This window comes from Magnetococcales bacterium (genome assembly GCA_015231925.1).
In the GTDB taxonomy this organism is placed as follows: Bacteria; Pseudomonadota; Magnetococcia; order Magnetococcales; family JADGAQ01; genus JADGAQ01.
This window is the reverse complement of sequence record JADGAQ010000179.1, coordinates 1-8,651: the sequence shown is the minus strand read 5'-3', so window position 1 is coordinate 8,651 and position 8,651 is coordinate 1. Positions and strand designations below refer to the sequence as shown.

Below are 8,651 nucleotides of genomic sequence, written 5' to 3'. Positions count from 1 at the left end.
GGGGTTCGGGGGGGATTATCCCCCCCGACGGGTCCAGGGCAGCGCCCTGGGATGTCTCCTTTCGCCGTTGGTCGATCTTGCGACACTGGGCAGGGGTCCGAAGTCCGAAAGGTTACGACCGGCGTAAACTGGCGAAAAGGACTTTGAGATTCTCCCGTGTCAGAATGCCGATGCGCATGCCCACGTAAAGATAGAGACCCGCCAGGCCCACCTTGAACGGCAACCTCTCCACATAGGAGAGTTCCGTCCACTGCCGCAGTCCCAAAACCACCAGGGCCGCAACCGCGCAAAGGGCGTGGATCAGCACGGTTCGCCCCACCTCGAAACGAATCGGGGCGTAGCGTTGCGCCACCCGGAATATCAACCCCCCCATGATCATCCCGGAAACCAGGGTCGCCCAGGCGGCCCCCATGGCCCCCCACCAGTGAATGAAGGGAATATTCAGCAGGATATTCAGGGTGACACTTCCGGAAACAAGAAACGATGTCGCCCATACCTTCTTGGAATAGTTCAGCTGCGTTCCGTTGATCTTCATGAGGAACATCGTCGAAAAATACAAAGCCAGCACGATGGCCATATCGATGCCGGGATGGTATTCCGGCGCGGTCAGCAACCAGAAGACCTCTTCCGCCCCCAGAATCAATCCGTAGGCGAAGGCCAGGGAGAAATACATGTACGGCGTGAGATAACGCCCCAGAACGGCACGGTTTTCCTCCTTCCCCTCGAACAGCAGGCGGTAGACCGTGGGCAGGTAGGCCTGCTCCAGGGAGGTCATCAGGGTGAAGATCATGCCGCTGGCCCGTTGGGCGATATTGAAAACCCCGACGTTGGACAAGGTGCCGAAGAGGCCGATCAGATACTTGTCGAACTGGCTGTTGATGGAGCCCATGAGCGATTTGAACAACACCGGATAGCCGATCTTCAGCTCCTCCACCACCAGGGAGGGGCGCAGGGAGAAAGGGGCCTCGCGGGAGATGCGCCAGGCCATGATCGCGATGAGGCCCAAAGCCGACAGCGAGGCGGCGTAGCCGTAGGCGATGACGCCGGTATGCTCCACCAGCAGAAACCAGAGCAACAGGGCCACATTGGCCAGATTCATGGCCATGGAATAGAGGGAGAAGGTGGCCGCCTGCTCCCGATTGCGCAAATAGGTGAAGAAATAACCGGCCAAACCCACCAGGGTCTGCCCGGCCAGCATGTGAACGATCAGGGCATCCTCACCGTCCCGATGGAAAAGGAAGCGGGAGATCTCGCCGGTGAACGGATGGATCAACGCCTGAAACAACAGGCCGGAAAGGGCGATGAAGACCACGGTGGAAAAGAGCAGCGCCCCGCTGTCTTGCGGACTGGCGCTGTATTGAAAGAAGTTGCGTTCATAGCCCAGGGAGACCCCCCAGTTGATGAAGGCCTGGGAAAAGAGGGCGAAAGCCTGCCCCAGGGCCATGAGGCCCATCTCCTCCGGGGTGACCACCCGCGTCACCAGGGGCAAGACCAGAACCGGCAACAGCGTCGCCAGCAGGGTTGGCAGCAGGTAGAGGAAGGTGTGGCGAATCTGCTTGTGTTTGCTGACTTGGCCGGTCATTCCCCCTTGCCTTTCGCCCGGCAGGCCGCGGTCAGATCCAGCTCCGCACGGTAATCGGCACTTTCCAGGGCCATCAGCCCCATCAGGGTGTGGAACAGATTCTGATGGGTATAGGCTTCACCCCGGCGGGCGGTCAGACAGGCGGTATCGATGCCGCTTTCGGCGGGATAATCCGGGGTGAACCAGAGCATCATCGGCACATGCTTCTGCGCCTCCGGGGCAAAGGTGTAGGGCACGCCGTGCAGGTAGAGGTTGTTCTCCCCCAGCGACTCCCCGTGGTCGGAAATGTAGAACAGGCCCCCGGTATAGCGGTCGCTGTTCTTCTCGAAAAAGCGCACCACCTCGGCCAGATTGTGGTCGGTGTAGAGAATCGTGTTGTCGTAGGCGGCGACGATCTGCTCTTGTTTGCAATCGTAGAGTTCCCCGCTTTCGCAGGCGGGCACGAAGCGTTTGAAGGCGTCGGGATAGCGTTTGTAGTAGGCGGGGCCATGGCTGCCGTTCTGGTGCATGACCATCAGGGTGAAGGGCCTGGCGGGATCGAGTTGCCGCTCCATCTCGTATTGCAGCACCGAATCGTAACACTCGCCGTGGTCGCAGATGCCCGGCACCTTGGCGTCACGCAGCTCCACGGTCTCCACCCGCTTGCAGATGTTCTTGCAGCCGGTATTGTTGTCCAGCCAGACGGCGCGCACCCCGGCGCGTTTCATCACGTCCAGGATGTTCTCCCGCCGGGCGGCGGCGGTGGTGCTGTAATCCTTGCGGGAGAGGTTGGAAAACATGCAGGGCAACGATTCGTTGGTGTCGGTGCCGCAGGAGTGAACATCCGAATAATAGATGAGTCCGGGGATGGCGGAAAGCTGCGGATTGGTTTCGCGGGGATAGCCCCCGAGCTGGAAGTTGGCGGCGCGGGCCGTCTCCCCCACCACCATCACCCACAGAACGCTCTTCTTGGGCGCGAAACCCGGATTCATGCGCACATCCGCAGCCACGGGTGCCAGTGGAACGGGAGCCTCCCGCAAGGTGCGGCGCACGAAGGAGAAGACGGCATAGAAGTAGTTGCTGGGGTTGATGTAGTAACGCACCTGGCCATGGTTGCGGAAAAAGGCCGCGTAATAGGAAAAGTTGCCGTAGACCAACACCCCCGCCACCAGGGCACAGGCCAGGGAGAAGAGAATCTGTTTGCCGATGCGAACCGGGGAAAGCCCCGCGAAGGCGATGGGCAGCCTGCGCACCAGCCAGGCGGGAATCAGCCCCCAGAAGAGAAGATTGGCCAGCAGGGTCAGGCTGACCAGATCCAGGGCCTCCCGGCTATCGGTTTCCCGAATGCTGTGGATCAGATCCCGGTTGATGAAGATGCCGTAGGAGTCCATGAAGTGGGCCGCCGAGGCGGACACCATCAGGACGAAGACCATCAGCCAGGGGAAAAGCCCCCGCCAGGCGAAGAGATTGAGAATGGCCGTCAGCAACAGCCAGAGGGCCAAAAAGAGGCCGACCAGAAAGGCGATATCCTTCGGTTCGTGGGTCGGCAGCGCCAGCCACGTTTCGCTCCAGAAACGCCGGTTGTAAAAAATCAACAGCCACAAGGCCAGACCCGAGGTTGCGATACTGACAGGAATGGGCCGAAGGGTGGAAAAATAACCTTGAAGCGATTTGAACATCGAGTATCCCTGCAGGCTGGTGTATCGGGTAGGGAATGGGCTATCCTTGCGGTAACAGTTTATCACATACCCAAGCGATGGGAAGTCACCTAAGCCAAACGAGGTTTTGCCATGCGCCACCACCGTCTCTTGTCCGTTCTGCTGCTCGGTCTGGTTACCGGCTGCTCCAGCGCCTACGTGGCCACTCCCCTGCCCTTCCGTACGCCGTCGGGATATGCCAATTCCCAGAGCCACGCCGGGCTCACCCTGGGGGCCAAGGCCTTCGACAGCGAGGATGAGGCCAAGGCCACCTTCGGTTTCGACGTAATGAAAGCAGGTCTGTTGCCGGTGCAGGTCTCCTTCGACCATCAGGGCAGCGACTCCGTGGCCATCGTGGCCGACCAGACCTTTCTGGAAGATACCCAGGGCTCCCTGTGGCCCATTCTGGACGAAGTCACCGCTTACGAACGGGTGACCCGCTACTCCCAAACCCTGGAAACCTTCAAGGAGGGATCTTACGGGGCCATGATGGGCGGCGTGGGCGGGGCCCTGCTCGGCGGGGCCATCGGCATCGTCACCGGGAAAAGTGTCGGTAAAGCGGTAGGCCAGGGAGCCGTGATCGGCGCCGCCATCGGGGGTGGCGTCACCGGCGTTCACGGCTTCACCGACCGGGAAGCCCAAGCCCGCATCACCAGCGATCTCGACAAGAAAGCCCTGCAGAACAAACCGATCGAACCCGGCAACCTGGCCTTCGGCTACCTCTTCTTCCCCGCCGAGGCCAAAACGGCCAAGACACTGCGTTTGCAGATGAAAAACAAAAAAACCGAGGAACGCCATACCGCCATCCTGACTCTGCGGTAGTCGAAATGTGCGCGGAGCAAGAGTGCGGCATCACCCCCTCCGCCCCCGTATCACGGATCGGATCCGGTAACGATTCAGAACCCCGCACCGCACGGCGTGACCCGATCAACAGCGAAAGGAAAAGTCCAGGGGGCGCCCCCTGGACCCGTCGGGGGGGATAATCCCCCCCCGAACCCCCGTATACCTGAACAGCTACCGGATTCGTTTGATTTTTCTCCGGATCAGGCGCATACCTCTTTGCAAATCGACCGGCACGGAGGGCAGGGATGTTTCAACACTGGCAACGCAAATTCTGGGGCGGATTTCTCCTCTTCGCGGGCGGATTGGGCATTCTGGCCCTGTGGGCCAGCTTCAGCGTCCACGAAATGGAGCTGAGACTCTCCGCACGGAACCAGTTTTCCACCCTGCTCAACCTGGTGCTGGAGATCCGCCGCTACGAAAAGAACGCCTTTCTGCACCGCCATCCTTCGGATTTCGCCACCGCCCTCGATTACGTCGACCTGGCCCAGCGACAGGTGGCCGGGTTGAGCGAGGCGGTGACGATTCTGGGGGAGACGGCGGTTCTGGCCCAACTGGACGAAGATCTGAGCCGCTACCGCACCCTGCTGCGGGAGTTGCCCGAAAAACTGCAACGCCAACCGGAATCCGAAGCCGATCTCAACAATGCGATGCACCTGGCCAGCCGGGTGCTGATCAAAACGGCGGAACAGTTGGCCAACGAAGCCTCGGTTCAGGTGGATCGCCATCTCACCCGGTTTCACCGCACCTTCGCCGCCCTGATTCTGGTCCTTTCGGCCCTGCTGATCGCGGCGGGCGGCTGGTTATACGGCAACTTACTGACCCCGCTGTCCCGCATTCGGGAGTCCCTGCGACAGATGGCCCAGGGGCATATCTCCCAACTGCCCGTCGGCGAAGCCCCCACCCTGCAGACCCTGCTCACCGAAGCATTCAATCAGGCTCTGGAGGGTTTGGCCCGACAGCGGGAAACGGCACTGGTCCTGGAACGGCGGCAGAGCGGAAGCCATCTCCTCGGGGAACTCTCCCGCGAGGTCGGCGACCCCCTGGCCAATATCGCCACCTCCTGCCAGATTCTTCAGGAGGATGCCGAGTGGGAGGCCGGCCAGCGGGAGATGCTGGCCGCCATGGAGTCCCAGGCGGAATATACCCGGCTGCTGCTGGAGCGGCTGCCCTCCTGGCTGGAATCGGCGTCACCGCCGGAAAGCTGCCCCCTGCTGCCCCTGGTGCAGGAGGCTTTGAGCGAATCCCGCGCCCTGTTGCCGGCTGGGCTCTCCCTGAAGGTGGACATTCCGGAAAGCCTGGCGCTGCACGTTTCCCGAAGCGCCCTCTCCCAGGGAGTGGCTTTCGTGATGGAACGCGCCGTCCGGGTGGCGGGCAGCGGCGGATCGGTGGTGGTGCGTTGTCCGACGGACGGCGTGTTGGAATGGCTGGCCGACTCCCCACGGGAGATGGCCACAGCCGCCCCACCGGGTGACGAACCCCTCTGGCGCGTCTGGCTCTCCCTGTTGCACCGTTCGAGCCTTCACCTGGAACGTCTGCCCTTGCCGCGCGGAGAGCTTTACCGACTGAGCGGGATGGAAAACCATGGCTGAACCGGGACGGGTTCTGCTCATCGAGCCGGATGCGGCGGCGCTGCGCAATCTGGAACATGTTCTGGGTCGCGAAGGCTACGCCATCGCCTCGACCCGCAGCGGGGCGGAAGCCCTGCACTGGCTGGAAGCCCACGAGGCGGAGGTGGCCCTGCGCGGCATCGGCCCCGATCCCGCAGAGGCCCAAAGCTGGCTGCAACAGTGTCGTGGTCTGCAACCGAATCTGGAGGTGGTCTTTCTGATCCATCCGGAAGAGGTGGCCGGACTGGCGCGCATCACCGGGCAGGGCCATTGCCTGTTTTTGGAAAAACCCTGGAAGCTCGCCAGCCTGCGAACGGTGGTCTCCGAAGCCCTGGGACGCAGTCAGAAGGAGCGGCGACTGGCCCTCGACGGCGAGGTCGCAGGGCCGGGTGGCGAAAAATACCGGCTGGTGACGCGGGATCCCGCCATGGAAGCCCTGCTGGCCCAGGCGCGAAAACTGGCGGTGGCCGATCTGCCGGTGCTGATCACCGGGGAGACCGGCACCGGCAAGGAGCTGCTGGCCCGGCTGATTCACGCCACCAGCGCGCGGGGTTCGGGGCCCTTCGTGGCCATCAACTGCGGCGCGTTGAGCGAAGAGCTGGTGGGCAACGAACTCTTCGGCCATGTGCGCGGCGCCTTCACCGGGGCCACCCACAACAAGCCGGGTCTGGTGGAGATGGCCAACCGGGGCACGCTGTTTCTGGATGAAATCGGCGAAATGCCCCCCACCATGCAGGTCAAACTGCTGCGGGTCATCCAGGAGAAGGAGGTCATGCGGGTGGGGGCCCTGCAACCGACGGCGGTGGATGTGCGGGTCATCGCCGCCACCAACCGCTCCATTCAGGAGGAGATCGCGGCGGGCAACTTCCGCAAGGATCTCTATTTCCGCCTCAACGTCTGCCACCTGCACCTGCCCCCCTTGCGGGAGCGGCGTGGCGACGTGGCCCTGCTGGCCCGTCACTTCCTGCGCCATTTCCCCCCGGTGCCCAATCCCAAAGCGGTGGCCCTCAGCCCCGACACCCTGGCCATTCTGGAAGGACACCCCTTTCCCGGCAACGTGCGGGAGTTGAAAAACCTGCTGCAACGCGCCATGGCTTTGGGGGAAGGCCCGGAGATCACCCCCGCCGACCTGCCCGTCGATCTGGTGGGCGCCTCCCCTCCCCTGTTTCAACCCCGAGAGGGCCGCTTTCTCACCCTCGACGAGATGGAACAGGAGTACCTGTTGTGGATCTGCCGCCAGGTGGGCGAAAACCACACCCTGGCCGCGCAACTCCTCGGCATCGACCGCGTCTCCCTGTGGCGACGCCTGAAGAAGATCCGCCGGGAGGTCAACGAGGGACCCGCCCCCGGCGTGCCCACCTCCACCATTCCCCAGTAGCCGTCACTCCCGCCCGACGTCGATTCCCGGCAGTTCCGCCGTGAATAAAGTCAGCAAGAGTCCGATATATTCCGGCCACTCCGGTTCACCCCGCCCGGTCGTTGCATTTGAACAACACCCCAACCCTTCCACGGCGTTGCATGTGCGGACAGAATCCGCATACCAAAATAGTATTTTTAACACAACACGCTGATATCACTATATAATTTAATAAGGCATCCCTGGCAGGGTGGTTGCGTTGTCTATTTTTAACGTCAACGATTCTTACCGGACAGGCAAAACACCATGGCAGAACAATCCCCCTCACCGTTGCAACTACGGCTGCGCACCCTGGCACTCGGCGCTTTGACCCTGGCTCTCTACCTTCTGCTCTTCGCCTACGAAGACCGGGTTCTGGCCATGGCCAGGGAGGGCCGATGGTTCTTCATCCTGCCCATCGCGGTCGCCTTTCTCTTCTCCTTCTTTCACGGCGCCTTCACCAGCGCCTTCTGGGAGATGTTCGGCGTGCGCGCCAAGAACCATGCCAAATAACGATAACCATCAGGAAATACCATGGAAACACTGAATTTCATTGCCCTGGACCCCACCAACATCGCTTTTCTGTTCATCGTCGGTTTCATCGGCGGCATGGTCAGCGGTTTCATCGGCTCCGGCGGGGCCTTCGTCCTCACTCCCGCCATGATGAGCATGGGGGTGCCCGGCATCATCGCCGTGGCCAGCAACATGTGCCACAAGTTCCCCAAAGCCCTGGTCGGGGCCATGAAACGGGCCAAATACGGCCAGGTCGATGTCAAGCTGGGGCTGGTCATGGGTCTTTCCGCCGAAGCGGGAGTCCTCTACGGGGCGGGTCTGCAGGAGTCGATCAAGCAGAACTTCGGCAACGCCGGCTCCAACCTCTACGTCTCCGTGGTCTTCGTGGTGGTGCTGGCCCTGGTGGGCGGTTACGTGATGCGTGACGCCCTGCGCTCCCGCCACGACAGTGGCGATGCCGAAGAAAAAGCCGGCAAGCTGGCTCTCTGGATCCAAAGCATTCACATTCCCGGCACCATGGTCTACTTCCCCAGCATCAAGGCGCGGATTTCCGTGTTGATCACCATTCCGCTGGGCTTCGCCACCGGCCTGCTGGCCGCCACCATCGCGGTGGGCGGTTTCGTGGGGGTGCCCTCCATGATCTACGTCCTGGGCGTGCCCAGCCTGATGGCCTCCGCCACCGAACTGGTGGTGGCCTTCGTCATGGGCCTCGGCGGCACCATCAAGTTCGCCTGGGCCGGTTACGTCGATATCCGCCTGGCCATGATCATTCTGGCCGGTTCTCTCTTCGGCATCCAGTTGGGGGCCATCGGCACCACCTACGTCAAAGCCTACACCATCAAGCTGGTCATGGGCGTGATCATGCTGACCGTGCTCTTCTCCCGCGCTCTGGTCGTTCCGGTCTATCTGGGCGAACTGCAGCTCATCACCCCGCTGGATGCCGTCACCACCACCCTGCTCAAAAACGTCAGCTTCGGCATCATGCTGCTGGCCCTGGTTCTCGGCGCGGGCATCGTGCTGGGGGCCATCATCAA

Annotated in this window: 7 protein-coding genes; 5 read left to right on the top strand and 2 right to left on the bottom strand. The window is 62.0% G+C overall.

Annotated elements, in window-relative coordinates; translation table 11 throughout:
• Window positions 1-112 precede the first annotated feature (112 nt).
• A complete protein-coding gene (locus HQL56_15970; GenBank protein MBF0311013.1) occupies window positions 113-1,582 on the bottom strand; it encodes an oligosaccharide flippase family protein in 1,470 nt (489 codons plus the stop codon).
• Window positions 1,579-3,240: a phosphoethanolamine--lipid A transferase gene (locus HQL56_15965; protein ID MBF0311012.1), complete on the bottom strand. Its 1,662-nt coding sequence runs from the start codon at window positions 3,238-3,240 to the stop codon at window positions 1,579-1,581. Before HQL56_15965 ends, HQL56_15970 begins: the two co-directional genes overlap by 4 nt.
• A gap of 111 nt (window positions 3,241-3,351) precedes the next feature.
• Between HQL56_15965 and HQL56_15960 the strand changes: the two genes are divergently transcribed.
• From HQL56_15960 to HQL56_15940, 5 genes are all read left to right on the top strand, one after another.
• Window positions 3,352-4,080, top strand: coding sequence for a hypothetical protein (locus HQL56_15960; GenBank protein MBF0311011.1), 729 nt, complete (start codon window positions 3,352-3,354; stop codon window positions 4,078-4,080).
• A 266-nt stretch (window positions 4,081-4,346) separates the two neighbouring features.
• A complete protein-coding gene (locus HQL56_15955; protein MBF0311010.1) occupies window positions 4,347-5,690 on the top strand; it encodes a hypothetical protein in 1,344 nt (447 codons plus the stop codon).
• On the top strand, window positions 5,683-7,086 hold the full coding sequence (locus HQL56_15950; protein ID MBF0311009.1) for a sigma-54-dependent Fis family transcriptional regulator: 1,404 nt from the start codon (window positions 5,683-5,685) through the stop codon (window positions 7,084-7,086). The genes HQL56_15955 and HQL56_15950 overlap by 8 nt, the downstream gene beginning before the upstream one ends.
• 285 nt (window positions 7,087-7,371) lie before the next feature.
• Window positions 7,372-7,617, top strand: coding sequence for a hypothetical protein (locus HQL56_15945; protein ID MBF0311008.1), 246 nt, complete (start codon window positions 7,372-7,374; stop codon window positions 7,615-7,617).
• A gap of 21 nt (window positions 7,618-7,638) precedes the next feature.
• On the top strand, window positions 7,639-8,651 hold a 1,013-nt coding region (locus HQL56_15940), incomplete at its 3' end, for a sulfite exporter TauE/SafE family protein (protein ID MBF0311007.1).

Excerpts from the sequence above, each read along its gene's own strand:
- HQL56_15970 (MBF0311013.1), bottom strand. The coding sequence starts at position 1,582 with ATGACCGGCCAAGTCAGCAAACACAAGCAGATTCGCCACACCTTCCTC.
- HQL56_15965 (MBF0311012.1), bottom strand. The coding sequence starts at position 3,240 with ATGTTCAAATCGCTTCAAGGTTATTTTTCCACCCTTCGGCCCATTCCT.
- HQL56_15960 (MBF0311011.1), top strand. The coding sequence starts at position 3,352 with ATGCGCCACCACCGTCTCTTGTCCGTTCTGCTGCTCGGTCTGGTTACC.
- HQL56_15955 (MBF0311010.1), top strand. The coding sequence starts at position 4,347 with ATGTTTCAACACTGGCAACGCAAATTCTGGGGCGGATTTCTCCTCTTC.
- HQL56_15950 (MBF0311009.1), top strand. The coding sequence starts at position 5,683 with ATGGCTGAACCGGGACGGGTTCTGCTCATCGAGCCGGATGCGGCGGCG.
- HQL56_15945 (MBF0311008.1), top strand. The coding sequence starts at position 7,372 with ATGGCAGAACAATCCCCCTCACCGTTGCAACTACGGCTGCGCACCCTG.